The sequence below is a fragment of the Pseudomonas sp. NPDC087614 genome (assembly GCF_044743485.1).
Classification (GTDB): Bacteria; Pseudomonadota; Gammaproteobacteria; order Pseudomonadales; family Pseudomonadaceae; genus Aquipseudomonas; species Aquipseudomonas baetica_A.
Genome location: NZ_JBIUWN010000063.1, coordinates 1 through 24,963, shown reverse-complemented (window position 1 = coordinate 24,963; position 24,963 = coordinate 1). Strand labels below are relative to the sequence as shown.

22 protein-coding genes are annotated in these 24,963 nt (G+C 59.4%); 15 read left to right on the top strand and 7 right to left on the bottom strand.

Annotated features, from left to right (window positions below; genetic code table 11):
- Nucleotides 1–25: 25 nt before the first annotated feature.
- The 4 genes from pabB to ACIOWA_RS20900 all read right to left on the bottom strand — a co-directional run bounded on the left by pabB (nucleotide 26) and on the right by ACIOWA_RS20900 (nucleotide 4,575).
- Nucleotides 26–1,369 carry an aminodeoxychorismate synthase component I gene (gene pabB, locus ACIOWA_RS20915; protein WP_339432489.1) on the bottom strand — a complete coding sequence of 448 codons (1,344 nt, stop codon included), beginning with the start codon at nucleotides 1,367–1,369 and terminating at the stop codon, nucleotides 26–28.
- 142 nt (nucleotides 1,370–1,511) lie between these two features.
- Nucleotides 1,512–2,498: an alpha-L-glutamate ligase-like protein gene (locus ACIOWA_RS20910; RefSeq protein WP_339432488.1), complete on the bottom strand. Its 987-nt coding sequence runs from the start codon at nucleotides 2,496–2,498 to the stop codon at nucleotides 1,512–1,514.
- The gene (locus ACIOWA_RS20905) at nucleotides 2,498–4,033 is read right to left on the bottom strand and encodes an inactive transglutaminase family protein (RefSeq protein WP_221733944.1); all 1,536 of its coding nucleotides are present in this window, start codon (nucleotides 4,031–4,033) and stop codon (nucleotides 2,498–2,500) included. Before ACIOWA_RS20905 ends, ACIOWA_RS20910 begins: the two co-directional genes overlap by 1 nt.
- A gap of 5 nt (nucleotides 4,034–4,038) precedes the next feature.
- A complete protein-coding gene (locus ACIOWA_RS20900) occupies nucleotides 4,039–4,575 on the bottom strand; it encodes an ATP-dependent zinc protease (RefSeq protein ID WP_221733943.1) in 537 nt (178 codons plus the stop codon).
- Nucleotides 4,576–4,867: 292 nt separating this feature from the next.
- On the opposite strand from ACIOWA_RS20900, the gene ACIOWA_RS20895 reads away from it, so the two are divergent.
- The 6 genes from ACIOWA_RS20895 to prpD all read left to right on the top strand — a co-directional run bounded on the left by ACIOWA_RS20895 (nucleotide 4,868) and on the right by prpD (nucleotide 13,269).
- Nucleotides 4,868–5,590, top strand: coding sequence for a GntR family transcriptional regulator (locus tag ACIOWA_RS20895; RefSeq protein WP_401161686.1), 723 nt, complete (start codon nucleotides 4,868–4,870; stop codon nucleotides 5,588–5,590).
- Entirely contained in the window at nucleotides 5,587–6,477 is an 891-nt protein-coding gene (prpB, locus tag ACIOWA_RS20890; RefSeq protein ID WP_250603955.1) for a methylisocitrate lyase, read from the top strand. Before ACIOWA_RS20895 ends, prpB begins: the two co-directional genes overlap by 4 nt.
- A 40-nt stretch (nucleotides 6,478–6,517) precedes the next feature.
- Nucleotides 6,518–7,645 (top strand): 2-methylcitrate synthase, encoded by a 1,128-nt coding sequence (gene prpC / locus ACIOWA_RS20885; protein WP_339432487.1) that lies wholly within the window; start codon nucleotides 6,518–6,520, stop codon nucleotides 7,643–7,645.
- A 118-nt stretch (nucleotides 7,646–7,763) separates the two neighbouring features.
- The gene (acnD, locus tag ACIOWA_RS20880) at nucleotides 7,764–10,358 is read left to right on the top strand and encodes a Fe/S-dependent 2-methylisocitrate dehydratase AcnD (RefSeq protein WP_401161676.1); all 2,595 of its coding nucleotides are present in this window, start codon (nucleotides 7,764–7,766) and stop codon (nucleotides 10,356–10,358) included.
- A gap of 54 nt (nucleotides 10,359–10,412) precedes the next feature.
- A complete protein-coding gene (gene prpF, locus ACIOWA_RS20875) occupies nucleotides 10,413–11,603 on the top strand; it encodes a 2-methylaconitate cis-trans isomerase PrpF (RefSeq protein WP_401161674.1) in 1,191 nt (396 codons plus the stop codon).
- A gap of 181 nt (nucleotides 11,604–11,784) precedes the next feature.
- The gene (prpD, locus tag ACIOWA_RS20870) at nucleotides 11,785–13,269 is read left to right on the top strand and encodes a 2-methylcitrate dehydratase (RefSeq protein ID WP_401161672.1); all 1,485 of its coding nucleotides are present in this window, start codon (nucleotides 11,785–11,787) and stop codon (nucleotides 13,267–13,269) included.
- A 3-nt stretch (nucleotides 13,270–13,272) separates the two neighbouring features.
- On the opposite strand, the gene ACIOWA_RS20865 is transcribed toward prpD, so the two are convergent.
- Both ACIOWA_RS20865 and ACIOWA_RS20860 read right to left on the bottom strand, forming a co-directional pair.
- On the bottom strand, nucleotides 13,273–14,001 hold the full coding sequence (locus ACIOWA_RS20865; RefSeq protein ID WP_339432483.1) for an alanyl-tRNA editing protein: 729 nt from the start codon (nucleotides 13,999–14,001) through the stop codon (nucleotides 13,273–13,275).
- A gap of 29 nt (nucleotides 14,002–14,030) precedes the next feature.
- Nucleotides 14,031–14,951 (bottom strand): DMT family transporter, encoded by a 921-nt coding sequence (locus ACIOWA_RS20860; RefSeq protein ID WP_401161670.1) that lies wholly within the window; start codon nucleotides 14,949–14,951, stop codon nucleotides 14,031–14,033.
- Between the two features lie 90 nt (nucleotides 14,952–15,041).
- On the opposite strand from ACIOWA_RS20860, the gene ACIOWA_RS20855 reads away from it, so the two are divergent.
- Entirely contained in the window at nucleotides 15,042–16,451 is a 1,410-nt protein-coding gene (locus ACIOWA_RS20855; RefSeq protein WP_339432481.1) for a PLP-dependent aminotransferase family protein, read from the top strand.
- Between the two features lie 50 nt (nucleotides 16,452–16,501).
- Here the strand turns inward: ACIOWA_RS20855 and ACIOWA_RS20850 are convergent, their stop codons facing one another.
- The gene (locus ACIOWA_RS20850) at nucleotides 16,502–17,320 is read right to left on the bottom strand and encodes a pyruvate, water dikinase regulatory protein (RefSeq protein WP_339432480.1); all 819 of its coding nucleotides are present in this window, start codon (nucleotides 17,318–17,320) and stop codon (nucleotides 16,502–16,504) included.
- 332 nt (nucleotides 17,321–17,652) lie between these two features.
- Between ACIOWA_RS20850 and ppsA the strand changes: the two genes are divergently transcribed.
- From ppsA to ACIOWA_RS20810, 8 genes are all read left to right on the top strand, one after another.
- Nucleotides 17,653–20,028, top strand: a complete 2,376-nt coding sequence (ppsA, locus tag ACIOWA_RS20845; protein ID WP_401161667.1) for a phosphoenolpyruvate synthase — start codon at nucleotides 17,653–17,655, stop codon at nucleotides 20,026–20,028.
- A 99-nt stretch (nucleotides 20,029–20,127) separates the two neighbouring features.
- A complete protein-coding gene (locus ACIOWA_RS20840) occupies nucleotides 20,128–21,117 on the top strand; it encodes an alpha/beta fold hydrolase (RefSeq protein ID WP_339432478.1) in 990 nt (329 codons plus the stop codon).
- Nucleotides 21,118–21,343: 226 nt separating this feature from the next.
- Complete coding sequence (gene rraA, locus ACIOWA_RS20835; protein WP_401161665.1) at nucleotides 21,344–21,835, top strand: ribonuclease E activity regulator RraA; 492 nt, start codon at nucleotides 21,344–21,346, stop codon at nucleotides 21,833–21,835.
- Between the two features lie 21 nt (nucleotides 21,836–21,856).
- Nucleotides 21,857–22,852: a zinc transporter ZntB gene (locus ACIOWA_RS20830; protein ID WP_339432476.1), complete on the top strand. Its 996-nt coding sequence runs from the start codon at nucleotides 21,857–21,859 to the stop codon at nucleotides 22,850–22,852.
- Between the two features lie 63 nt (nucleotides 22,853–22,915).
- Complete coding sequence (locus ACIOWA_RS20825; RefSeq protein ID WP_008076827.1) at nucleotides 22,916–23,164, top strand: hypothetical protein; 249 nt, start codon at nucleotides 22,916–22,918, stop codon at nucleotides 23,162–23,164.
- Between the two features lie 2 nt (nucleotides 23,165–23,166).
- Nucleotides 23,167–23,991, top strand: a complete 825-nt coding sequence (locus ACIOWA_RS20820) for a mechanosensitive ion channel family protein (RefSeq protein ID WP_221733929.1) — start codon at nucleotides 23,167–23,169, stop codon at nucleotides 23,989–23,991.
- Between the two features lie 90 nt (nucleotides 23,992–24,081).
- A complete protein-coding gene (sigX, locus tag ACIOWA_RS20815; RefSeq protein ID WP_166222309.1) occupies nucleotides 24,082–24,672 on the top strand; it encodes an RNA polymerase sigma factor SigX in 591 nt (196 codons plus the stop codon).
- A 107-nt stretch (nucleotides 24,673–24,779) separates the two neighbouring features.
- Nucleotides 24,780–24,963: OmpA family protein (locus tag ACIOWA_RS20810; RefSeq protein WP_401161662.1), on the top strand; the 184-nt coding region annotated here is incomplete at its 3' end.

Genomic DNA, 24,963 nt, shown 5'->3' with positions numbered 1-24,963 from the left:
GAAGGTTTTAGAGGTTTTAGAGGTTTTAGAGGTTTTGCAGGGTTTGGAGCAGAACCTTCACTTTGGTAATCGACTCCTGATACTCCGCCTGCCAGTCCGAGTCCGCGACAATCCCGCCGCCGCCCCAGCAGCACACCTGCCCATCCTTGACCAATAAACTGCGGATCGCGATGGAGCTGTCCATCTCGCCACGCACGTCCAGATACAACAACGAGCCGCAATACAAGCCGCGACGGGTTGGCTCCAGCTCGTCGATGATCTGCATCGCCCGAATCTTCGGCGCACCAGTGATCGAGCCACCGGGAAAGCTGCCGGCGATAAGGTCCAGTGCATCGCGATCCTGCGCCAGTTCGCCCGTCACGCTGCTGACCAGGTGATGCACATTCGGATAGCTTTCCAGGCTGAACAACTCCGGCACCCGTACCGAGCCGATACGGCAGGTGCGGCCGAGATCGTTGCGCAGCAAGTCGACAATCATCAGGTTTTCCGCGCGATCCTTTGGGCTGGCCAGCAGTTGCGCGGCATTCGCGGCGTCTTCGGCAGGTGTCAGGCCACGGGGGCGGGTGCCCTTGATCGGGCGGGTTTCGACCTGCCGCTGGCTGACTTTGACGAAGCGCTCGGGTGACAGGCTCAGCACTGCAGCGCCGTCGGGCAGGCTCTGGAAACCGGAAAAAGGCGTCGGGCAGGCGTCGCGCAATGCGCAATAGGCCAGCCATGGATCGCCTTGGCACGGCGCGCGAAAACGCTGGGCGAAGTTGACCTGATAGCAGTCGCCGGCCTGAATGTAATGCTGAATGCGTTCGAACGCCTGGCGGTAGTCGTCTGGCGACAGGTCGGGACTCATCGGCTGGTTCAGTTTGAACGGCGTCAGCGAGCCCGTCATCGGCTGACTGAACAGCGCAATCAGCCGCTGTTTTTCACTGTCGGCCAGCGTCGGGTGAAACACCAATTGGCTAGTGGCCGCGTGGTGATCGCTGATCAGCGCCCAGTTGTATAGGCCCAAACGCGCATCCGGTAATTGCAGATCATCGCGCGCCTGACTCGGCAGACTCTCCAGATGCCGGCCGAAGTCATAACTCAGGTAACCGATCAGACCGCCGGCGAACGGCAACTCATAAGGCGCCGGCAATTGCGCGTCGCCCAAGCGCTCCAGATTGTCGCGCAGACGCTGGAGGAAATGGCTGCCGTTTTCGTCCGGCCACACCGCCAGTTGTTCCAGCGGCCAGGCGCTGAGCACGTCATAACGGCCACGGTCGGCACTCGGCCGGCCGCTGTCGAGCAGCACGGCGCCGGGGGCGTTGCGGATTGCCGCGAAGTATCCGGCGGGATTGGCGCGGTAAGGCAGAGGGTGTACGGAACAGGTCAGCATGGGCGGGGCAGATCGGCCATTGAGGCGGGGTAGGGATTGTAGTCCTCTGCGGGAATTGCTCCTAGAGGGGATGTCGGTGATTGGCAGGTTGTGGGACTGATCGTCCCCGCGCAGCGCATGGGAACGATCATGGACAGGGTGATCAGCCTTCGACGGCGGGAATATGGCCGAACATCTCCTGAGTAAACGCCACCCGCTCTTCAACCGACTCTGTCACGCCACGGGCCTTCAGTTCTTCCAGTCGCGCTTCCACCGCGTGGGTACGCAGCGTCAGCCCGCAGTCGTTGGCGATCTGGATGTTCAGCCCCGGCCGCGCGTTCAGCTCAAGAATCAGCGGGCCTTTTTCCTGATCGAGCACCATGTCCACGCCGATATAACCCAGACCGCACAGCTCGTAGCAGCCAGCGGCGAGTTTCATGAAACCGTCCCAATAGGGCAGTTGCACGCCGTCCACCGCGTTGGTGGTGTCGGGGTGTTTGGCGATGATGTTGTTCAGCCAGGTGCCGCGCAGTGTCAGGCCCGTAGCCAGGTCGACACCCACACCGATGGCGCCCTGGTGCAGGTTGGCCTTGCCGCCGGACTGACGGGTCGGCAGGCGCAACATCGCCATCACCGGATAACCCATCAGCACGATGATGCGGATGTCCGGCACGCCTTCGTAGCTGATGCTCTTGAAGATCTGGTCCGGGGTGACGCGGTATTCGATCAGCGCGCGATCGCGATGGCCGCCTAGCGAATACAGGCCGGTGAGGATGCTGGAGATGTGATGCTCAAGTTCTTCGTGGGCAAGGATCTTGCCCGACACCGTGCGATAGCGTCCCTCGAAACGGTCAGCCACCACGATAATGCCGTCACCGCCGGCGCCTTGGGCCGGTTTGATCACGAAGTCGGTGTGCCCGTCGATGATCTCGCCGAGCTTGTCGATTTCCTTCTCGGTGGAGATCACGCCATACAGCTCTGGCACTTGAATGCCGGCCTCGATGGCGCGCTCCTTGGTGATGATCTTGTCATCGACGATCGGGTACAGACTGCGCTTGTTGTACTTGAGCACATAGTCCGCGTTGCGGCGATTGATGCCCATGATGCCCCGGGCTTCCAGGGCCTTCCAGGTCTTCCAGAAACCGAACATCAGTGATCAGCCTTGTTCAGGAACGCCTTGAAACGCACCAGCTCGGTCAGGCGATAACCGCGATAGCGACCCATTGCCAGCATGAAACCCACCATGATCAGCAGGATCGCCGGGAAGGTGAAGACGAAGTACACCAACTCAGGCACGGTCATGATCAAGTGCGCCAGCGACGCGGCGAACAGCGTGCCGATGGCCACTTTCATCGCGTGACTTGCGCCACGTTCTTCCCAGGTGATCGACAGGCGCTCAATGGTCATGGTCAAAATCACCATCGGGAACAACGCCACCGACAGGCCGCGCTCCAGACCGAGCTTATGGCTGAACAGACTGATCGCCGCAATCAACACCACGACAAAGGTCAGCACCACCGACAGGCGCGGCAGCATCTGCAGTTTCAGATGTTCCAGATAAGAGCGTAACGACAGGCCCAGCGCGGTAATCACGGTGAACAGGATGATGCCGAAGCCCAACTGGGTTTCGCGGAAGGCGAGGGCGATCAGTACGGGGGTGAAGGTGCCGAGGGTCTGCAGGCCGATCAGGTTGCGCAGGATCAGGATCACCAGCACGCCAATCGGGATCATCACCATGATCATGAAGGTTTGCTGGGTTTGCAGCGGCAGGCCATACAGCGAGTATTCGAGGAAGTTGGCGTCGGTGTTTTCGTCGGTCAGCTTGGCCAGACGAATCGCATTCATCTCGCTGTTGTTCAGGCTGAAGGTCACGTTGGCTTTCTTGCCGCCGTCGATGGTGATCAGGTTCTCATCGCCGGTCCACCACTGCAGGCGGTCGCTTGGCAGGCCTTGTTCGCCGGTTTCCGGGTTGAAGTACAGCCAGTCGTTGCCATTGAAGCTGCGCAGCCACAATTCAGGGCTTTGTGGTTGATCGGCAACCAGGCGGATGGTGTGGACTTTTTCAACCGGGACGTGCGCGATAGACAGCAACAGTTCGACGATTTTGGCTTTGTGCGCGGTGGACGGATCGCCCGCCAGCAGCAGTTTCACGTTGTCATCGTTGAGGTTGTTGACGCGTTTGATCGCCTCGCCAATGAAGGTTTCGACGTCGGCCGAGTGCTGGCGGATCGGCGCGAGCAGTGCTTCGGCGGCGATTTTTTCCGGGCCTTCGACCGCAATGCTGTCGCGGAAGGTCGGGCCTTTGATCTTGGATTTTTCCGAGGTGTAACGCTTGGTCAGCACCAAACGGTAATACAGGGTCTGGTTGCCCTTGGCCCGGCGCGCCGACCAGGTCACCTTGCGGTTGCCATCGACGCGGTTCACGGCCACGCCATAGTTATTGGAGATGAAGCTTTCGTTGAGGCTGACGTAATCGCGGCTCAGGGGCGGCACGAACATCTGGATTTTGACCGGATCCTTGGCACTGGCGACGAACTCGACCTTGGCATCGATGTTCCACAAATCGTCGGTGGCGTCTTCGGTCACCGGAATGCCGAGCACGAAAATCTGATAGGCCGTAACCGAAACGCCCAGCAACACCAGAATGGTGATCAGGATTTTCAGGTGAAAGGTTAGAGAACGCATGGAAATTACTCGGCGGTATGAGCGGCGATGGTGCAGGCGGGTTTGCCGGCAGCGTATTTAAGACTCGGGTCGACCAGCGCATCGAAACGTTTCAAGGCTTCGGAGCCGATCAAAAGCGGATATTGGAACGCACTTCGGTCGGTCAGGTTCACTTCGATGCTGCGCATCGCCGTGCCCATGCAGATATCCAGCTCGATCACCGGGCGGGCGGTGTACTTCTTGCCTTCTTCCGGGTCGTAGTCGCCGGCGCGGCGCTTGATCTTGCTGACCCGGGCCAGCGGTCGTTCGATCGGGTGCGAATGCGCGGCGTCGATCGCCAGGTAGAAACGTACCCAGGATTCACCGTCGCGTTTGAAGCGTTTGATGTCGCGGGCACTCAGCGAGGCGGTTTTCGCGCCCGTATCGAGTTTGGCCGCGACTTGCAGATTGATGCCATCGAGCGAGGCGTATTCGTTGAGGCCGTACACGGTTTTTTCTCCCGCGGCGGCAAGCCCGGGCAGGCAAAACAGAGCAAAAAATGTGGGGAAAGGCTTGAGTCTCATAAATCCTGGTGCGCAGCGTTCCGTTTTCGGTTCAGGTCCTTGGCAAAACTTGCGCAAGCCCCTTCGTGTGCCTATCAGCTTTTTATGACAAGCCGTACAAATGGCCAGCAAATGCGGGCGGCATTCTAGCACGGTGATTTTATGGCGCCAGCGCCCGAGCGGGTCTATAACCCTTGGGGTGGTCCAAGGGTGGCTATTAGACGATTGTCGACAATATCTATTTTTCCTTTGACTGAGGCTGGCGAATTGACTAGTTTTTGCCGCATTGGATTTAAAGGTGTCGACAATCATGCTGGATCAACTCGATCCCCCGGTCATCAGCGGCGACGATTCCGAGACGCTTTCGGAAAACGTCTTCCGGCGCATTCAGGCGGCCATCGTCAAAGGCGAGATCGCTCCAGGCAGCAAAATCTCCGAGCCGGAGCTGGCGCGCACCTACGGCATTAGTCGTGGCCCGCTGCGTGAGGCGATTCATCGTCTGGAAGGTCAGCGCCTGCTGATCCGGGTGCCGCATGTCGGTGCGCGGGTGGTGTCGCTCAGTCACGCCGAATTGCTGGAACTCTACGAAATCCGCGAATCCCTTGAAGGCATGGCCTGCCGCTTGGCGGCTGAACGCATGAGCGTCGAAGAAATCGACGAGTTGCGCCGGGTGCTCGAAACCCACGAGCGCGACGCGGCATTTCAGGCCGGCGTCGGCTACTACCAGCAGGAAGGCGATTTCGACTTTCACTACCGGATCATCCAGGGCAGCGGCAACCGCACCCTCACGCAAATGCTTTGCGGCGAGCTCTATCAACTGGTGCGCATGTACCGCATCCAGTTTTCCTCCACGCCCAATCGCCCCCGCCAGGCCTTTGCCGAACACCACCGCATTCTCGATGCGATCGCCGACCGTGACGGCGAGCTCGCGGAATTGTTGATGCGCCGTCACATCGGCGCCTCGAAACGCAATATCGCCCGTCATTACCAGGACGGCGCCAACGATAAGACAGCCACTGAACGAGGTGAGTCATGAGTTCCAACCTGAACACTCCAGGCCAGCGTTTCCGCGACGCGGTCGCCAGCGAGCATCCATTGCAGGTGGTGGGCGCGATCAACGCCAACCACGCGCTGTTGGCCAAACGCGCCGGCTTCAAAGCGATCTACCTGTCCGGTGGCGGTGTGGCGGCGGGCTCGCTCGGCGTGCCGGACCTGGGCATCACCGGCCTGGACGACGTGCTGACCGACGTGCGCCGCATCACCGACGTTTGCGATTTGCCGCTGCTGGTGGATGTCGATACCGGTTTCGGTTCTTCAGCCTTCAACGTGGCGCGCACCGTCAAGTCGATGATCAAGTTCGGCGCGGCGGCGATTCACATCGAAGATCAGGTCGGCGCCAAGCGCTGCGGTCATCGCCCAAACAAAGAGATCGTCAGCCAGCAGGAAATGGTCGACCGCATCAAAGCCGCCGTCGATGCCCGCACGGACGACAGCTTCGTGATCATGGCGCGTACCGATGCGCTGGCGGTCGAAGGCCTGGAGTCGGCACTGGATCGCGCTGCCGCATGCATCGAGGCCGGCGCCGACATGATCTTCCCGGAGGCCATCACCGAACTTGAGATGTACAAACTGTTCGCCAACCGCGTGAAAGCGCCGATTCTGGCCAACATCACCGAATTCGGCTCGACACCGCTGTACACCACCGAGCAACTGGCCGGCGCCGACGTGTCGCTGGTGCTGTACCCGCTGTCGGCGTTTCGCGCGATGAATAAAGCGGCGGAAAACGTCTACACCGCGATCCGCCGCGACGGCACGCAGCAGAATGTCATCGACACCATGCAGACTCGCATGGAGCTTTACGATCGCATCGATTACCACACCTTCGAGCAGAAGCTCGATGCGTTGTTTGCGGCGAAGAAGTAAGCCGCCGTACTCCCTAACAAATTCAAGATTGGAGAAAACAATGGCTGAAGCAAAAGTACTCAGTGGCGCCGGGCTCCGGGGCCAGGTGGCCGGGCAAACGGCACTGTCCACCGTGGGCCAGGCCGGCGCCGGGCTGACCTATCGCGGCTACGACGTGCGTGAACTGGCGGCAGAGGCGCAATTTGAAGAAGTCGCTTACCTGCTGCTTTACGGCGAGCTGCCGACCCAAGCGCAACTTGCCGCCTACCAGGGCAAACTGAGCAAACTGCGTGACCTGCCGCAAGCGCTGAAAGAAGTGCTGGAACGCATCCCCGCCGACGCTCATCCGATGGACGTGATGCGCACCGGTTGCTCGTTCCTGGGCAACATCGAACCGGAGAAAGACTTCAGCGAACAGTGCGACAAGACTGACCGTCTGCTGGCCGCGTTCCCGGCGATCATGTGCTACTGGTATCGCTTCAGCCACGACGGCAAACGCATCAACTGCGTCAGCGACGAGCCCACCATTGGCGGCCACTTCCTTCACCTGTTGCACGACAAGAAACCGAGCGAACTGCACGTCAAAGTGATGAACGTGTCGCTGATTCTGTACGCCGAGCACGAATTCAACGCCTCGACGTTCACCGCTCGCGTTTGTGCATCGACCCTGTCGGACCTGTATTCCTGCGTCACCGCCGCTATCGGTTCGTTGCGCGGCCCGCTGCACGGCGGTGCCAACGAAGCGGCGATGGAAATGATCGAGCGCTTCTCATCGCCCGAAGAGGCGATCAAAGGCACCCTCGGCATGCTTGAGCGCAAAGACAAGATCATGGGCTTCGGTCACGCGATCTATAAGGACAGCGACCCGCGCAACGAGGTGATCAAGGGCTGGTCGAAAAAACTGGCTGACGAAGTGGGTGACAAGGTGTTGTTCGCGGTTTCCGAAGCCATTGACAAGACCATGTGGGAGCAGAAAAAACTGTTCCCGAATGCCGACTTCTACCATGCCTCGGCTTACCACTTCATGGGCATCCCGACCAAACTGTTCACGCCGATTTTCGTCTGCTCGCGCCTGACCGGCTGGGCCGCGCATGTGTTCGAACAGCGTGCCAACAACCGCATCATCCGTCCAAGCGCCGAGTACATCGGCGTCGAACAGCGCAAGTTCGTGCCAATCGAACGTCGCTGAATGGTGGGCCTCCCGCACCGGTAACTGGATAAACCGAGAACCAATGTGTGACCGAGTCCACTTCAGTGCCGGTGCAATGTTCACCTCTTGAAACTACCGTGACCCGAGTCCTGACCCGATGAACACAGAATTTCGCAAGAACCTGCCCGGCAGTCCTCTGGATTACTTCGACGTCCGTGCGGCGGTCGAGGCGATTCAGCCCGGCAGTTACGACACCCTGCCGTACACCTCCCGCGTGCTGGCAGAAAACCTGGTGCGTCGCTGCGATCCGGCCACGCTCACCGATTCCCTCAAGCAACTGATCGAACGCAAACGCGACCTCGACTTCCCGTGGTTTCCGGCCCGTGTGGTGTGCCACGACATTCTGGGCCAGACCGCGCTGGTCGACCTCGCTGGTCTGCGCGACGCGATTGCCTTGCAAGGCGGCGACCCGGCGCAGGTCAACCCGGTGGTGCCGACGCAACTGATCGTCGACCACTCGCTGGCCGTCGAAGCGGGCGGTTTTGATGCCCAGGCGTTCGAGAAAAACCGTGCCATCGAAGACCGTCGCAACGAAGACCGTTTCCACTTCATCAACTGGACCAAAAAGGCCTTCAAGAACGTCGACGTGATCCCGCCGGGTAACGGCATCATGCACCAGATCAACCTGGAGAAAATGTCGCCGGTGATCCAGGTGCGCGACGGTGTGGCGTTCCCGGACACCTGCGTCGGCACCGACAGCCATACCCCGCACGTTGATGCACTGGGCGTGATCGCCATCGGCGTTGGCGGTCTGGAAGCCGAGAGTGTGATGCTCGGCCGCGCCTCGTGGATGCGCCTGCCGGAAAGCGTCGGCGTCGAATTGACCGGCAAGCTGCAACCGGGCATCACCGCCACCGACATGGTGCTGGCACTCACCGAATACCTGCGCAAACAGAAAGTCGTCGGGGCGTGGCTGGAGTTCTTCGGCGAAGGCGCTGCCGCGCTGACCCTCGGCGACCGCGCCACCATCTCCAACATGGCCCCGGAATACGGCGCCACGGCGGCGATGTTCTACATCGATCAGCAGACCATCGATTACCTGAAACTCACGGGTCGCGAAGACCAGCAAGTGCAGTTGGTCGAGCAATACGCCAAGACCACCGGCCTGTGGGCCGACAGCCTCAAAGGTGCGCAATACGAGCGTGGTTTGACCTTTGATCTGTCCTCGGTCGTGCGCAACATGGCCGGCCCGAGCAACCCGCACGCCCGCGTCGCCACCCGCGATCTGGCGGCCAAAGGCATCAGCGGCCAGTGGGAAGAGGTGCCGGGGCAGATGCCCGACGGCGCGGTGATCATCGCCGCCATCACCAGTTGCACCAACACCAGCAACCCGCGCAACGTCATCGCCGCCGGCCTGCTGGCGCGCAATGCCAACAAGCTTGGATTGACCCGCAAGCCGTGGGTCAAATCCTCGTTGGCCCCGGGCTCGAAAACCGTGGCGCTGTACCTCGATGAAGCGGGGCTTGCCACGGAGCTGGAGCAACTCGGTTTCGGTGTCGTCGCATTCGCCTGCACGACTTGCAACGGCATGTCGGGTGCGCTGGACCCGGTGATCCAGCAAGAGATCATCGACCGTGATCTGTACGCCACGGCCGTGCTTTCGGGCAACCGCAACTTCGACGGCCGGATTCACCCCTACGCCAAGCAAGCGTTCCTGGCCTCGCCGCCATTGGTTGTGGCGTACGCCATCGCTGGCACCATCCGTTTCGACATTGAGAAGGATGTGTTGGGCGTGGTCGACGGCAAGGAAATCCGCCTCAAAGACCTCTGGCCGAGCGACGAAGAAATCGACGCCGTGGTCAAATCCTCGGTCAAGCCGGAGCAGTTCCGTCAGGTCTACATCCCGATGTTCGCCATCCACGAAGACACCGGCCCGAAAGTCACGCCGCTGTACGAGTGGCGTGAGATGAGCACCTACATTCGTCGTCCGCCGTATTGGGAAGGCGCACTGGCGGGTGCGCGTCCGCTCAAGGGCATGCGCCCGCTGGCGGTGCTGCCGGACAACATCACCACCGATCACCTGTCGCCGTCGAACGCGATCATGCTCAACAGCGCCGCCGGCGAATACCTGGCGAAAATGGGCTTGCCGGAAGAGGACTTCAACTCCTACGCCACCCACCGGGGTGACCACCTGACTGCGCAACGCGCAACGTTTGCCAACCCGAAACTGTTCAACGAAATGGTGGTGGAAAACGGCAAGGTCAAACAGGGTTCGCTGGCCCGCGTCGAGCCGGAAGGCCAAGTGATGCGCATGTGGGAAGCCATCGAAACCTACATGGAGCGCAAGCAGCCACTGATCATCATTGCCGGCGCCGATTACGGTCAGGGTTCGTCCCGCGACTGGGCGGCCAAGGGGGTGCGTCTGGCTGGGGTCGAGGCGATTGCTGCCGAAGGCTTCGAACGTATCCATCGCACCAATCTGGTGGGGATGGGCGTGTTGCCGCTGGAGTTCAAACCGGGCACCGACCGTCACACCCTGGCCATCGACGGCAGCGAAACCTACGACGTGATCGGCGCCCGCACACCGCGCGCTGACTTGACGCTGGTGATCCATCGCAAGAACGGCGAGCGCGTCGACGTGCCGGTGACATGCCGCCTCGACACCGCTGAAGAAGTGTCGATCTACGAGGCCGGCGGCGTGTTGCAGCGCTTCGCTCAGGACTTCCTCGAAGAGTCGTCGGTTGCCGTTTAAATCATCGTATGTGGGCGTGGGCTTTTGAGTCCCGCGCCTTTGTTAAGGAGCACCATGGCTCACGCACCTCAAATAAAGATCCCCGCTACCTACATGCGTGGCGGTACCAGCAAAGGCGTGTTTTTCAGTCTCAAGGACCTGCCCGAGGCGGCGCAGATTCCCGGCCCGGCCCGCGATGCGTTGTTGTTGCGGGTGATCGGCAGCCCCGACCCTTACGACAAGCAGATCGACGGCATGGGCGGCGCCACGTCGAGCACCAGCAAAACCGTGATCCTGTCGAAAAGCATCAAAGCCGATCACGACGTCGACTACCTGTTCGGTCAGGTCTCCATCGACAAGCCGTTCGTGGACTGGAGCGGCAACTGCGGCAACCTGTCGGCGGCGGTCGGTTCGTTCGCGATCAGCAATGGTCTGGTCGACGCCAGCCGTATCCCGCAAAACGGCGTAGCGGTGGTGCGCGTATGGCAGGCCAACATCGGCAAGACCATCATTGCTCATGTGCCGATCACCCATGGCGAGGTGCAGGAAACCGGCGACTTCGAACTCGACGGGGTGACCTTTCCGGCCGCCGAAGTGCAAGTGGAGTTCATGGACCCGGCAGCAGACGAAGAGGGCGGCGGTGGCTCAATGTTCCCCACCGGCAACCTGGTCGATGAACTGCAAGTGCCCGGTGTGGGCACGTTCCAGGCGACCATGATCAATGCCGGCATTCCGACGATCTTTGTCAACGCCGCCGACCTCGGTTACACCGGCACCGAGTTGCAGAGCGCGATCAACAGCGATCCGAAAGCGCTGCAAATGTTTGAAACCATTCGTGCCTACGGTGCGTTGCGCATGGGGTTGATCGCCAATCTGGATGAAGCCGCCAAGCGCCAACACACACCGAAAGTCGCGTTCGTGGCCAAGCCTGCGGATTACGTGGCCTCCAGTGGCAAGGCGGTTACGGCAGGTGACGTTGATCTGCTGGTGCGCGCCTTGTCGATGGGCAAATTGCATCACGCGATGATGGGCACCGCAGCCGTTGCGATCGGTACCGCTGCTGCCATTTCCGGCACGTTGGTAAACCTCGCGGCGGGTGGCATCGAGCGCAATGCCGTGCGTTTTGGCCATCCGTCCGGGACCTTGCGGGTCGGTGCTGAGGCCAGTCTGGAAAACGGTGAGTGGGTGGTGAAGAAGGCCATCATGAGTCGCAGTGCGCGGGTATTGATGGAAGGCTACGTGCGCATTCCCGGCGACGCTTTTTAAGTAACACTTCATTCCCTGTGGGAGCGGGCTTGCTCGCGAAGGCGGCGCACCAGGCAACAATGATGTCGACTGACACTGCGCCTTCGTGAGCAAACCCGCTCCTTGGGGATAGTATTTCAACCCAAAAAATCAGCCCTGAACCGAGGTCCCATCAACGAACCACTTCAAGAGTGAATCGAACATGAGCGCCAACGTAGACCTGAACAATCGCCCCGACTACGACCGTGTCCTGCAGGACATCGCCGACTACGTCCTCTCTTTCAAAGTTGACTCCAGCGAAGCCCTCGACACCGCCCGCAACTGCCTGATGGACACGCTCGGCTGTGGCCTGCTGGCGTTGCGTTTCCCCGAATGCACCAAACACCTTGGCCCCATCGTCGAAGGCACTGTCGTGCCGTTCGGGGCACGAGTTCCGGGCACGAGCTATCGCCTCGACCCGGTGAAAGCCGCGTGGGACATCGGCTGCATCGTGCGTTGGCTTGATTACAACGACACCTGGCTCGCTGCCGAGTGGGGGCATCCGTCGGACAACCTCGGCGCGATTCTCGCGGTGGCCGATCACCTTTCGCAAAAACGTCAGGCCAACGGTGAAGCGCCGCTGACGATTCGCGATGTGCTGGAGGCCATGATCATGGCCCATGAGATTCAGGGCGTGATCGCACTGGAGAATGCCTTCAACCGCGTAGGACTCGACCACGTCATCTTGGTCAAAGTCGCTTCAACCGCCGTCACCGCCAAACTCATGGGGGCCAATCGCGAGCAGTTGTTGTCGGCGTTGTCCCATGCGTTCGCTGACGGACAGGCGCTGCGCACATATCGGCATGCGCCGAACGCCGGCTCGCGCAAATCCTGGGCGGCGGGGGATGCATCGAGTCGTGGCGTGCGCCTGGCGGACATCGCCATGCGCGGCGAGATGGGCATTCCCGGTGTTTTGAGCGCGAAACAGTGGGGCTTTTACGACGTGCTGTTCAGCCACACCAACAGCGATCTGGCCTTAAAACCGGAGGATAAACGCAGCTTCAGTTTCTCGCGGCCGTTTGGCAGTTACGTGATGGAAAACGTGCTGTTCAAGATCAGCTTCCTGGCCGAATTTCATGCGCAAACAGCTTGCGAAGCGGCGGTCACGCTGCACCCTCAGGTGCGCAATCGCCTGCATGAAATCGACCGCATCGTCATCACCACACATGAGTCGGCGATTCGCATCATTTCCAAGGTCGGGCCGCTGGCCAATGCGGCCGACCGTGACCATTGCATTCAGTACATGACCGCTGTGCCGTTGGCGTTCGGCAATCTGGTGGCCGAGCAATACGAAGACGACTTTCACAAGGCCCACCCGATCATTGATGTTCTGCGCGAAAAAATGGTCATTGTCGAAGACCCGCGCTTCACTCGCGAGTATCTGGAGGCCGACAAACGCTCGATTGCCAACGCGGTGCAGGTGTTTTTCAAGGACGGTTCGAGCACCGAGAACGTGGTGGTGGAATACCCGATTGGTCACCGTCGCCGTCGCGCCGAAGGCATTCCGTTGCTCGAAGACAAGTTCAAGACGAACCTGGCAACCCGTTTCACCGGCCAACGCAGCGGCAAGATCTTCGCGCTGTGCACAGATCAGGCGCAGCTTGAGGCGACTGCGGTGAACCGCTTCGTCGACCTGTTCGTGATCTAGGGCTCATTCAAACCGCAGGATCACCCGGCGGTTGGTCCTGCTCTTCTTCTCGATTTTTTCGCAAAACACTCGACCGATTTCCAGGGTGTTTTGTACGTGGGTGCCGCCACAGGGCTGGAGGTCGATGCCGATCACTTCGACCATTCGCAATTCACCCTGAATCGCCGGCGGGTTAATCGTTTTGCTGCCGGTTTTTTCCAGCAGTGCTGGAAACTCCGAGGCGGGCATCGAAAGGGTGGTGACGGCAATGGCCTGCTCGATCAGCGCGTTGAGGTCGTGGGTGAGGCTGTCCTTGTCGAGGGTCATTTGGGGCAGGTCGAAATCCAGCCGGCCCTTGTCGGCACTGATGCTGCACCCGGTGACCGGCGCATTGATGATCGAGCCCAGCAGGTGCAGGCAGGTGTGCATCTTCATGTGTTGATAGCGCCGCGCCCAGTCCAGGCTGGCGTTGAGCAGGGCGCCGACGCATAGCTGAGGCGGGCATTGCGCAACGTTGTGCCAGATGATCGACGGCAGCAACGGGTCGCGCAGCGTTCCCGTCACCTCGATCCGGGTGCCATCCGGCAAGCTGAAGTGCCCGGTGTCGCCCGGCTGCCCGCCACCGGTGGGATAGAACAGCGTGTGTTCGAGGACGACGGCCTGATCAACCACCGCGATCACCCGGGCACTGAAATCGCGCTGATAAGGGGCATTGTTAAAAAGACTGAGGGTTTCCATGGTGTGTACCGACATTTGAACCTCCGATGTTCAATGCATGATTGTTAGCGCTTGGCTGGCAGCTTGGTGATCGCAAATCCGCCCAGCAGGACGGCCGAATACAGCATCAGCTCGCGAGAAATTTCCGTGCCTTCGTACCAGGCGCCGATGATCACGGCGAACACCGGAAAGATGATGAACACGAATGACAGAAGCGCCGGGCTCAGGCGTTTGAGCAGGACGAAATAGACGATAAAGCCGCCGACCGACGCTATCAGCCCCAAGTACAGCAGCGCCCCCCAGGAGCGTGGCGTGATGGTGGCGAACGTCGGGTCTTCCAGCGAAAGGCCGGTGACCAGCAGCATCAAACCGGCAATGCCGATGGGCAGAGTGTTGTAGGTGATCACACTGATTGCGCTGCCGTGCTTTTTGGTGATCACGTAGCACAGCGCGTGCATGATCGCCGCGCTGAGAATCGCCAGTACACCAAGCCATTGCGCCTGATCCAGATGCAAACCCTGGCTGCGGATGATCATGAACAGGCTGCCGAAACCGATGGCGATCCCGAGTATTTGCGTCGCCTGGATGTTCTCGCGCAGAAACAGCGCAGAAAAAATCAGGATGAACACCGGCATGCAACTGAACAACAGCGCGGTCAGGCCGGACGACACATGCATCTCGCCATAGTTGAGCAAGTAGTAGGGCAGGCTGAAATACGACAGCGTGACGAACACAAAGAACCAGCGACTCCGCCGGGGGAACAGCAGCGGTTCTTTGCGTAATACGGCGAAGCCGAGGAACAGCGGAAAGGCAATCAGAAAGCGCAGCCCGGCGGCAGTCAGTGGCGGCACACTTTCCACGGCAATCTTGATCCCCAGCCATGTCGTGCCCCAACTCAGGCAGACGATCAGAAACAACACGCTGGTGACCAACCCGGCGAGCCAGGGTTTGCTGGTGTTCAACGGTGTGCTGAGGGCGATCGACATGCGGTGTGCTCCGAACGACGGAATTGACCTGATTACTGAAAAGGTCTATCCCTGATTGAACCTGTTTTCAGTACGCTATTCGGGGCAAGAATGACTGTCAAAGTAAGTATTGCCATGGTGTCAATCCTGCGTGACGGCCTGGCCAATGGCGTCGGCGTGAAGTATCAGCGCCTCGCGGACGCGGTCGAGAAGACCATCGTTGCCGGTGTTATCGAGGCCGGTTGCAAGTTGCCCCCCCACAGGTTGTTGGCCGATAGCCTCGGCGTCACCATCGGCACCGTCAGCCGTGCCTACGGCCAACTGGAGCGTGTGGGATGGGTCGTGGCCCGTGTAGGAGACGGCACTTATGTGCGTCAGCGCGGGATGGAGCGGCCGCAAGACAAGGGCTTTCGCAATGTCAGCGATGAGCCCCCGGCCTGCTTCGACATGAGTCGCAATCAGCCGATTCCCGGGCAGGAAACGGCTTTGATGAGCCAAGCCCTGCAGACACTGGCCGGTGATCCGCACCGCTTGCAGCAGTTGACGGGATACACCGCTGAAGGTGGACTGCCACGGCATCGAGCGGCGGGTGCCCAATGGCTGCGTCATGGGGATTTTGTCCCGCACGCCGATCAGGTGCTGTGCGTCAACGGTGGTCAGCATGGCCTGTTGTGCGCGTTGATGGGTTTGCTCAAGGCGGGTGACACGGTGGTCACCGAGCATTTGTCCTACCCCGGATTGATCAGCGTCGCACGCCAACTCGGGATAAAGCTGATCGGTGCCGCGATGGATGACGAAGGACTGTTGCCCTCGGCGCTGGAGGACATTTGCCGTCAGCACCGGGTATCCGCGCTGTATTGCACGCCGACGATCCAGAATCCTACGGCGGCGGTCATGTCGATCTCACGACGCCAGGCGATTGCCGAGGTCTGTCGCCAACACAACCTGCTGATCCTCGAAGACGAAGCACACGCGGTGCTGGATCGCCAGCGTCCGCTGCCTCTGAGTTATTTCGCCCCTGAGCGTTCAGTGTTGATCGGCAGTCTGAGCAAGGCGGTTTCGGCGGGGGTGCGGGTTGGCTATCTGCATGTGCCGCAAGCGTTGCTTGGGCGCATCAGCTCCGCCATTCGTGGTACCTGCTGGATGGCTAATCCATTGACCCAGGAGGTGGCGACTCTGTGGATCGAAAACGGCATGGCCGAGCGCTTGCTGGATGAGCAGATCGGCGAGATCGGCCGGCGCAAGGCCTGGGTGGCGGGGGCGCTGGAGGGATTGAGCTACAAGACGCATATCCACAGCCCGCATTTCTGGTTGCAAGTGCCTGAGCTGTGGCGGGCGTCGCAGATTGCCGCGGAATTGAAGGAAAACAACTATCTGGTGGCGACCGCCGAGGCGTTCGCCGTCGGGCACGCGGCGGTGCCGCAGTTTATTCGGGCGAGTGTGTGCAATTCGGTGGGGGATGACAGGTTGTTGCTGGGTGGGTTTGAAGCGCTGGCGCGGTCACTCACCGAAACCGCGTAATCGTTCTTCGCGAGCAAGCTCGCGAAGGTTTCAGATCAGGCACCGCGAATCTACTTGAACCGCCGCTCCACGCCTTTCTCGACCAGAATCTTCGCCGAAATTTCCTCCACCGAGAAATGCGTGGAGTTGATGTTCGGGATGTTTTCGCGGCGGAACAGGTTTTCCACTTCGCGCACTTCGAATTCGCACTGGGCATAGCTCGAATAGCGGCTGTTGGGCTTGCGCTCGTTACGGATCGCGGTGAGGCGATCCGGGTCGATGGTCAGGCCGAACAGCTTGTGCTGGTGCGCGCGCAGGGCGGCTGGCAAGGTCAGGCGCTCCATGTCGTCCTCGGTCAGTGGGTAGTTGGCGGCGCGGATGCCGAACTGCATCGCCATATACAGGCACGTCGGCGTCTTACCACAACGCGACACGCCCACTAGTATCAGATCGGCCTTGTCGTAATAGTGCGTGCGGGCGCCGTCATCGTTGTCGAGGGCGAAGTTCACCGCTTCGATGCGCTCCATGTAATTGGAGTTGTGCCCGATCGAATGCGACTTGCCGACGGTGTAGGAAGAATGCTCGGTCAATTCCTGCTCGAGAGGCGCCAGGAAGGTCGAGAAAATGTCGATCATGAAACCATTGGAGGTGGCGAGAATCTCACGAATGTCCTGATTGACGATGGTGTCGAAGATAATCGGGCGAAAGCCGTCGGTTTCAGCGGCTTTGTTGATTTGTTGTACCATGGCCCGCGCTTTTTCCACGCTGTCGATGTACGGGCGCGTGAATTTGCTGAAGCCTATGTTTTCGAACTGCGCCAAGAGGCTTTGACCCAGGGTTTCGGCGGTAATGCCGGTGCCATCGGAGATAAAGAAAGCAGATCGTTTCATTTGCACCTTGGGCCTTAAGTGAGTGTCCTGTGTTGCCTATGCATGCCGTAGTGGCGGCGCCTGTTGTCGCCATACTACGTTGCCGCTCCTCGCCATAGCCAGCTATGACTTGTCGCGGCGCCTTGTCTGGTAACAACAGTCACTCGCCACATCGGCATGCATAGGCAGCACAGGACACTTATGAGCATTTCTGGATATGATAGGCGCGATTTGCCGGCCGCCATTGGCCCGCATTCTCACTTATTTTCCAGGTCCAGGCCATACAGCCGGCCAACGCTCCCCCGAGCCGCCGGCTTCTGAGCTTTTCCAACACAGTTAGTGGAGAGATCACCTTGGTAGAGTACGTAGTTTCCCTCGATAAGCTCGGCAAACACGATGTTGAGCATGTGGGGGGCAAGAACGCATCCCTGGGCGAGATGATCAGCAACCTGGCAGGCGCCGGTGTGTCGGTCCCTGGCGGCTTTGCCACCACCGCTCAGGCCTATCGCGACTTCCTCGAACTGAGCGGCCTCAACGACCAGATCCACAAGGCCCTCGACGCACTCGACGTTGATGACGTCAATGCGCTGGCCAAGACCGGCGCCCAGATCCGTCAATGGATCATGGAAGCCGAGTTTCCTGAAAAACTGAATGCCGAGATCCGCACCGCGTTCGCCGCGCTGTCGGCCGGTAACCCTGACGTGGCCGTGGCCGTGCGTTCTTCGGCCACCGCCGAAGACTTGCCGGACGCCTCTTTTGCCGGTCAGCAGGAAACCTTTCTGAACATCCGTGGCGTGGAAAACGTCATCCGCGCTGCCAAAGAGGTGTTCGCTTCGCTGTTCAACGACCGTGCGATCTCCTACCGCGTGCACCAGGGCTTCGACCACAAGCTGGTTGCCCTGTCGGCCGGCGTGCAGCGTATGGTGCGTTCGGAAACCGGCACCGCCGGCGTGATGTTCACCCTCGATACCGAATCGGGCTTTCGTGACGTGGTGTTCATCACCGGCGCCTACGGCCTGGGTGAAACCGTCGTACAAGGCGCGGTGAACCCGGATGAGTTTTATGTCCACAAGGGCACGCTGGAAGCCGGTCGTGCGGCGATCCTGCGTCGCAACCTGGGCAGCAAAGCCATCAAGATGATTTACGGCGACGAGGCCAAGGCCGGTCGGTCGGTCAAAACCGTCGATGTCGACAAGGCTGACCGCGCGCGCTTCTGTCTGAGCGACGCCGAAGTCAGCGAACTGGCCAAGCAGGCGATGATCATCGAGAAGCACTACCAGTGCCCGATGGACATCGAATGGGCCAAGGACGGTGACGACGGCAAGCTGTACATCGTGCAGGCCCGTCCGGAAACCGTGAAAAGCCGCACTCAGGCCAACGTCATGGAACGTTACCTGCTCAAAGAAACCGGCACCGTGCTGGTCGAAGGTCGCGCCATCGGCCAGCGCATCGGCGCCGGCAAGGTTCGCATCATCAAGGACGTGTCCGAGATGGACAAAGTCCAGCCGGGCGACGTGCTGGTGTCCGACATGACCGACCCGGACTGGGAACCGGTGATGAAGCGCGCCAGCGCCATCGTCACCAACCGGGGCGGCCGTACCTGCCACGCGGCGATCATTGCCCGTGAACTGGGGATTCCGGCCGTCGTGGGTTGTGGTAACGCCACCCAACTGTTGAAGGACGGTCAGGGCGTGACCGTGTCCTGCGCCGAAGGCGACACCGGTTACATCTTCGAAGGCGAACTGGGCTTCGACATCAAGAAGAACTCCGTGGATGCCATGCCTGATCTGCCGTTCAAGATCATGATGAACGTCGGCAACCCGGACCGCGCCTTCGACTTCGCGCAACTGCCGAACGCCGGTGTGGGCCTGGCCCGCCTGGAATTCATCATCAACCGCATGATCGGCGTCCACCCCAAAGCACTGCTGAACTACGACGGCCTGCCGCCGGAAATCAAGGAAAGCGTCGACAAGCGCATCGCCGGTTACGACGATCCGGTCGGTTTCTACGTCGAAAAACTGGTTGAAGGCATCAGCACCCTCGCGGCTGCCTTCGCGCCGAAGAAAGTCATCGTGCGTCTGTCGGACTTCAAGTCCAACGAATACGCCAACCTGATCGGCGGCAAACTCTACGAGCCGGAAGAAGAAAACCCGATGCTGGGCTTCCGTGGCGCTTCGCGTTACATCAGCGAATCGTTCCGTGACTGCTTCGAACTCGAATGCCGGGCCCTCAAGCGGGTGCGCAACGAGATGGGCCTGACCAACGTCGAAATCATGGTGCCGTTCGTGCGCACCCTTGGCGAAGCCAGCCAGGTTGTGGATCTGCTCGCAGAGAACGGATTGAAGCGCGGCGAGAACGGTTTGCGCGTCATCATGATGTGCGAACTGCCGTCGAACGCGATTCTCGCGGAAGAATTCCTCGAGTTCTTCGACGGTTTCTCGATCGGTTCCAACGACCTGACTCAACTGACCTTGGGTCTGGATCGCGACTCGGGCATCATCGCGCACCTGTTCGACGAGCGTAATCCGGCGGTCAAGAAGCTGTTGGCCAACGCGATTGCCGCGTGCAACAAGGCCGGCAAGTACATCGGTATCTGCGGTCAGGGGCCTTCGGATCACCCGGATCTGGCCAAATGGCTGATGGAACAGGGCATCGAAAGCGTGTCGCTGAACCCGGACACCGTGCTGGAAACCTGGTTCTTCCTGGCGGAAGGCCAAGCGGCCCAATAAGTCGTTAATGAAGCCTCGACCTGCCTTCGCGGGTCGAGGCTTTGAGATTGAAGTAGGGCGGGCTCCTGTGGATGCCGCCCTTTTTTGTGCAAGAGCATTATGCAAAGCAGCAGCAACCTATTTCCTGTCGCCCTGATCAGCGCCGAGCGGCGCGGCGATCTGAGCGAAGATGTTTACCGATTGAAACCCGGCAACAGCCCGGACTGGTCTGTGGAAATCGCCGTCACCCGTTTGGGTATGGCCGATGAACCGGCCGTGCGCGGCGTGCCGGTGATTCTGTTGCATGGCAGTTTTTCCAATCGGCGCTTCTGGTTTTCCCCGAAAGGTCTGGGGCTGGGCGCGTACCTGGCACGGCTGGGTTTCGACGTGTGGATCCCGGAGATGCGCGGTCACGGTCTGTCGCAGCGCAACGAGGATTACCGGCGCAATCGCGTCGCTGACTACGCGCGATACGATCTGCCGGCAATTGCCGCGTTCGTGCGCGAGCAGAGCGGTCAGGTTCCGCATTGGCTCGGGCACTCGCTGGGCGGCATCACCCTGGCGGCGGCGCTGGGCGGCGAATACCTGGGTGAGCCGGCCGTGGCGTCCGCGGCATTTTTTGGCACGCAAGTCAGCCGAACCTACTGGCCCCTGAAAATCCCACCGGTGGAGTGGAGCAGTCGCTTCATTCTCAAGCGATTTGCCCAGCTATCGGGCTCGCGTCTTAAACGCGGGCCAGAAGACGAGCCGATCGGTCTGGCCATCGAAAGCATGCGCTGGTATGGCTTGTTCGGTCGTTTTGGTGACAAGGACAAGGATTGGTGGGCCGGTTTGGCAGATGTTCAAGTGCCCGTGCTGGCGGTCAGCGCAGCGGGGGACCATCAGGACCCGGCCTGGGCCTGTCGCAAACTGTTCGAGCAGATAGGCAGCGAGCAAAAACAGTTCGTCAATCTGGGGCGCGAGCAGGGCTTCAGCGAAAATTTCGGTCATGTCGAGATGTTGGTGAGCAAATCTGCGCAGACGCAAGTGTGGCCACTGGTTGCACGCTGGTTGAGCGATCAGCAAGCGCCCCTGCTGGGTGGGAAGCCGGATATGGCGGCTGCAGGCTGAGTCGCAGGCTCTGAAAAGGGCATTTCGTTCGGCATGGCTTGCGGCTAAGATATGACGCGTTGTGCGGTTCTGGTCATATTGGGTGGCTGTTTAGCTATTACGTTTCAGCGTTTGTTCAGGTTCGTTCAGCGACCATGGGATGAACTAAGGTAAACAGCGACCGCCGGAACTCGTTTCAAAAGAGTGCGTCATCCCTGATCGTCTTCCTTTTCACAGGAGTTTTTCGATGAACCATTACCTTACGCCTGACCTTTGCGACGCTTATCCGGAGCTGGTTCAGGTGCTGGAACCGATGTTCAGCAATTTCGGCGGCCGTGATTCGTTCGGCGGCGAAATCGTGACCATCAAATGCTTCGAAGACAACTCGCTGGTCAAGGAACAAGCCGAGCTCAGCGGCCACGGCAAGGTGCTGGTGGTCGATGGCGGCGGTTCCCTGCGCCGTGCGCTGCTGGGCGACATGATCGCCGAGAAGGCCGCAAAGAATGGCTGGGAAGGGCTGGTGATCTACGGTTGCATCCGTGATGTCGACGTTATTGCCCAGACCGATCTCGGGGTTCAGGCCTTGGCCAGTCATCCGATGAAGACCGAAAAACGCGGCGTTGGCGACCTCAACGTTGCGGTGACTTTTGCCGGTGTGACGTTCCACCCGGGGCACTACATTTATGCGGACAACAACGGCGTGATCATCTCGCCGAGCCCGCTGAAGATGCCTGAATAAGCCTTCGACAAAGGGATGAGGATGTTCGAGGAAGAAAACGCGCAATGGGGGCTGGTGCATGCCCTGGTGCTGGACGGTAAAGGCGGTGCGCGTTCGATAGCCCGGACTGAACTCGACGATTTGCAACTGCAGGCCCATGAAAGCCTGTGGCTGCATTGGGATCGCAGTCATCCGCAAACCCAGACCTGGCTGCGCAAATCCAGTGGTCTCAATGAATTCACCTGCGACCTGCTGCTGGAAGAGAACACCCGACCTCGTTTGTTGCCGTTGCCGGATGCCGAGTTGTTGCTGTTTTTGCGCGGGGTCAATCTCAATCCGGGCGCGGAGCCGGAAGACATGGTGTCGGTGCGCATTTTTGCCAGCGCTCAGCGTGTGATCTCCCTGCGTTTGCGACCGTTGCGGGCTACCGATGAATTGCTCGCGCAACTGGCAGACGGCAAAGGCCCGAAAACCGCTTCTGAACTGATCCTTTATCTGGCGCAGTTCCTTACCAACAAGGTGCAGGATCTGGTCACTTGCCTCTCGGAAATCGCCGATGAGGAAGAAGAAAAAATGGATGCCGACGAACGGTATACGCCCGATCATGGCGCCATTTTGCACATCCGTCGCAGGGCGGCTGGACTGAAGCGTTTTCTCGCGCCACAGCGGGATATCTTCGGCCAGATGACGCGGATAAAACTGCCCTGGTTCGTCGATGACGATGCCGACTACTGGAACGAATTGAACAACAGCCTGACGCGTTATCTCGAAGAGCTCGAATTGACCCGAGAGCGCGTGGGGCTTGTGCTGGAGGCTGAGGACCGGCGCCTGAGCGAGCGCATGAATCGCACGATGTACCGCTTCGGGATCATCACCGGGATCTTTTTACCGATGAGTTTTATCACCGGTCTGCTGGGTATAAACGTCGGTGGAATTCCGCTTTCCGGGAGTCCTTACGGCTTCCTGGTGGCTTGCCTGCTGATGGTCGCTGTGGCCCTTGGGCAGTGGTGGTTGTTCCGACGTTTGCGTTGGGTTTAGAGATGCCGCATGTGACCCGACCAAATTTGCCCGCGTCTTTCACAGACATCACGAGAGGTGCGTATGCACGATCCGTTTGAACAGTCTTTGCGTGACATGCTCAACGCTTCGCCGTCCAGCCGCGACGACGATGCGTGCCTGGGTCGCGTACTCAAAACCGCCAACCGCCAGGTCGGCGCCGGCGATCTGTTCAGCCTGCTGGGCCGCTGGCTGCCCGCGCTGATGATCGCCTTGAACAACGGATCGGCCCATGTTTCGCCGGTTTCCCGTCTTCGTAAACCTACCGCTCGCACTGCTGATAAGGCTGATTGAATATGGAACTTGATCTCTGGACTCAGAGCCTCGTCACTGCAATGACTGCGTTGTGGACCAAAGTCGCCAACTTCATCCCGAACCTGTTTGGCGCACTGGTCGTGCTGCTGCTGGGTTTCGTCGTGGCGAAGCTGCTCGATACCTTGCTGTCCAAGCTGCTTGCCAAACTGGGTCTCGACCGCTTGATGGGCGGCACCGGTTTGACCAAGTTGATGTCGCGTGCCGGGTTGCAGGTACCGATTTCGACCCTGATTGGCAAAATCGTCTACTGGTTCGTTCTGCTCATTTTCCTGGTTTCTGCAGCAGAATCCCTCGGGCTTGAGCGAGTTTCGGCTACGCTCGACATCCTGGCGCTGTATTTGCCGAAAGTATTCGGCGCCGCGCTGGTGTTGCTGGTAGGTGTTCTGCTCGCACAACTGGCCAACGGGCTGGTGCGTGGTGCAGCAGAAGGCGTAGGTCTGGACTACGCTTCGGGATTGGGTCGAATTGCACAGGGACTGGTGATCATCATCAGCATCTCGGTTGCGATCAGTCAGCTTGAGGTCAAGACCGACCTTCTGAACCATGTGATCGTCATTGTTCTGATTACCGTTGGTCTGGCCGTTGCGCTGGCCATGGGCTTGGGAAGCCGGGAAATCGCCGGTCAGATTCTTGCGGGAATCTATGTGCGTGAGTTGTATCAGGTTGGGCAACAAGTGCGTGTTGGCGAGGTCGAAGGCCAGATCGAAGAGATCGGCACGGTTAAAACCACACTGCTGACCGATGAGGGTGAGCTAGTCTCTCTTTCCAATCGGATCCTGCTGGAACAGCATGTGAGTAGCCGCTAATCCGGCAAACCCTGCTAATGTATGCCGCCGCAAAATGCCAGCTGATGCTGGTTGCGGCGGACATTGACCTGACTGTCGGCACGACTTGTTTTGAATAAAGCCCATACGCTATCCACGCGCTACGACCCCCGCGAACTCTCTGATGAGGAGTTGGTCGCGCGCTCGCATACCGAGCTTTTTCACGTAACGCGCGCTTATGAAGAACTGATGCGGCGTTACCAGCGAACATTATTTAACGTCTGCGCGAGATATCTCGGGAACGATCGCGACGCGGACGATGTCTGTCAGGAAGTGATGCTGAAGGTTTTGTATGGTTTGAAGAACTTTGAGGGGAAATCGAAGTTCAAAACCTGGCTGTACAGCATCACTTACAACGAATGTATTACGCAGTATCGAAAGGAACGGCGAAAGCGTCGCTTGATGGACGCATTGAGTCTTGACCCGCTGGAAGAAGCGTCTGAGGAAAAGGCGCCGAAACCGGAAGAGAAGGGTGGACTCGATCGCTGGTTGGTGTATGTGAACCCGATTGACCGTGAAATTCTGGTGCTACGTTTTGTCGCAGAGCTGGAGTTTCAGGAGATCGCAGACATCATGCACATGGGTTTGAGTGCTACAAAAATGCGGTACAAGCGTGCTCTAGATAAATTACGTGAGAAATTTGCAGGCATTGCTGAAACTTAGTTCAGCGCAAATATCTCTTACGTGTAGGCAAGTTCTGATAGAATTGCCGCCGAGTTGTCCCCCGGTTTGCGGGACTGCTTCACAATCACCAGATGGGGATTTAACGGATGAAACTGAAAAACACCTTGGGCTTGGCCATTGGTTCTTTGATTGCCGCCACTTCGTTCGGCGCTCTGGCACAAGGCCAAGGCGCAGTTGAAATCGAAGTCTTCGCAAAGAAAGAACAATTCGACAGAGCTCGTAACTTCAAGAACAACCTCAACCTGTTCGTCGGTTCGATCTGTTACTTCC

What these genes read in the sequence shown, in the direction of transcription:
- ACIOWA_RS20830 (WP_339432476.1), top strand. Translation starts at nt 21,857, where the DNA reads ATGTTCGAGGAAGAAAACGCGCAATGGGGGCTGGTGCATGCCCTGGTG.
- prpB (WP_250603955.1), top strand. Translation starts at nt 5,587, where the DNA reads ATGAGTTCCAACCTGAACACTCCAGGCCAGCGTTTCCGCGACGCGGTC.
- ACIOWA_RS20855 (WP_339432481.1), top strand. Translation starts at nt 15,042, where the DNA reads ATGACTGTCAAAGTAAGTATTGCCATGGTGTCAATCCTGCGTGACGGC.
- ACIOWA_RS20905 (WP_221733944.1), bottom strand. Translation starts at nt 4,033, where the DNA reads ATGCGTTCTCTAACCTTTCACCTGAAAATCCTGATCACCATTCTGGTG.
- prpD (WP_401161672.1), top strand. Translation starts at nt 11,785, where the DNA reads ATGAGCGCCAACGTAGACCTGAACAATCGCCCCGACTACGACCGTGTC.
- pabB (WP_339432489.1), bottom strand. Translation starts at nt 1,369, where the DNA reads ATGCTGACCTGTTCCGTACACCCTCTGCCTTACCGCGCCAATCCCGCC.
- prpF (WP_401161674.1), top strand. Translation starts at nt 10,413, where the DNA reads ATGGCTCACGCACCTCAAATAAAGATCCCCGCTACCTACATGCGTGGC.
- rraA (WP_401161665.1), top strand. Translation starts at nt 21,344, where the DNA reads ATGAACCATTACCTTACGCCTGACCTTTGCGACGCTTATCCGGAGCTG.
- ACIOWA_RS20865 (WP_339432483.1), bottom strand. Translation starts at nt 14,001, where the DNA reads ATGTCGGTACACACCATGGAAACCCTCAGTCTTTTTAACAATGCCCCT.
- prpC (WP_339432487.1), top strand. Translation starts at nt 6,518, where the DNA reads ATGGCTGAAGCAAAAGTACTCAGTGGCGCCGGGCTCCGGGGCCAGGTG.
- ACIOWA_RS20820 (WP_221733929.1), top strand. Translation starts at nt 23,167, where the DNA reads ATGGAACTTGATCTCTGGACTCAGAGCCTCGTCACTGCAATGACTGCG.
- ACIOWA_RS20825 (WP_008076827.1), top strand. Translation starts at nt 22,916, where the DNA reads ATGCACGATCCGTTTGAACAGTCTTTGCGTGACATGCTCAACGCTTCG.
- acnD (WP_401161676.1), top strand. Translation starts at nt 7,764, where the DNA reads ATGAACACAGAATTTCGCAAGAACCTGCCCGGCAGTCCTCTGGATTAC.
- ACIOWA_RS20850 (WP_339432480.1), bottom strand. Translation starts at nt 17,320, where the DNA reads ATGAAACGATCTGCTTTCTTTATCTCCGATGGCACCGGCATTACCGCC.
- ACIOWA_RS20900 (WP_221733943.1), bottom strand. Translation starts at nt 4,575, where the DNA reads ATGAGACTCAAGCCTTTCCCCACATTTTTTGCTCTGTTTTGCCTGCCC.
- ACIOWA_RS20860 (WP_401161670.1), bottom strand. Translation starts at nt 14,951, where the DNA reads ATGTCGATCGCCCTCAGCACACCGTTGAACACCAGCAAACCCTGGCTC.
- ACIOWA_RS20840 (WP_339432478.1), top strand. Translation starts at nt 20,128, where the DNA reads ATGCAAAGCAGCAGCAACCTATTTCCTGTCGCCCTGATCAGCGCCGAG.
- ACIOWA_RS20910 (WP_339432488.1), bottom strand. Translation starts at nt 2,498, where the DNA reads ATGTTCGGTTTCTGGAAGACCTGGAAGGCCCTGGAAGCCCGGGGCATC.